1 protein-coding gene is annotated in these 930 nt (G+C 41.1%); it reads right to left on the reverse strand.

Annotated elements, in window-relative coordinates; translation table 11 throughout:
* The coding region (gene metK / locus ACTIEI_RS14755; protein ID WP_439507049.1) for a methionine adenosyltransferase at nt 1-914 on the reverse strand (914 nt) is incomplete at its 3' end.
* Between the last annotated feature and the right edge of the window lie 16 nt (nt 915-930).

Genomic DNA, 930 nt, shown 5'->3' on the forward strand with positions numbered 1-930 from the left:
ATTTCGTCCGCTACACCAGCAGCTACCAAGTTCTTCGCAATATGACGCGTAGCGTAAGCTGCAGAACGATCTACCTTACTTGGATCTTTACCACTGAATGCACCGCCACCATGGGCTCCTTTACCACCATAAGTATCTACGATGATTTTACGGCCAGTTAAACCAGTGTCTCCATGAGGACCACCAATTACAAACTTACCCGTAGGGTTGATATGGTATTTAATGTCTTTATTAAACAACTTCGCGTACTTCTTGTACTTCGCTTTTACCCTTGGAATTAAGATATTGATGATATCAGCTTTAATCTTCGCCAACATCTTCGCTTCTGTATCAAAATCATCATGCTGCGTAGAAACTACAATCGCGTCAATTCTTACAGGTTGATTATTGTCGTCGTATTCCAAAGTAACCTGACTCTTGGCATCAGGTCTAAGGTATTTGATGGCTTTATTCTCTCTTCTTAATGCAGCCAATTCAATTAAAATCTTGTGTGCCAAGTCTAAAGCCAATGGCATATAGTCTTCTGTTTCATTGCTGGCATAACCAAACATCATCCCCTGGTCGCCTGCTCCCTGCTCTTCTTTCTTCTTCTTATCTACCCCCTGGTTGATATCGGCACTCTGCTCATGAATAGCAGATAATATACCACAACTATTTGCCTCAAACATATACTCGCTCTTGGTATAACCAATCTTGCGAATTACCCCACGTGCAATCTCTTGAACATCTAAGTATGCTTTAGACTTTACTTCTCCCGCTAATACCACTTGACCAGTAGTAACTAAGGTTTCGCAAGCCACTTTACTCTGTGGATCAAACGCTAAAAAATGGTCAATCAGCGCATCAGATATCTGATCCGCTACCTTGTCCGGATGTCCTTCAGAAACACTCTCAGATGTAAATAAATAAGGCATTGAATATAGTTTTTAA

Origin of the sequence: Sediminibacterium sp. (assembly GCF_051860225.1) — a bacterium.
Taxonomy (GTDB): Bacteria; Bacteroidota; Bacteroidia; order Chitinophagales; family Chitinophagaceae; genus Sediminibacterium.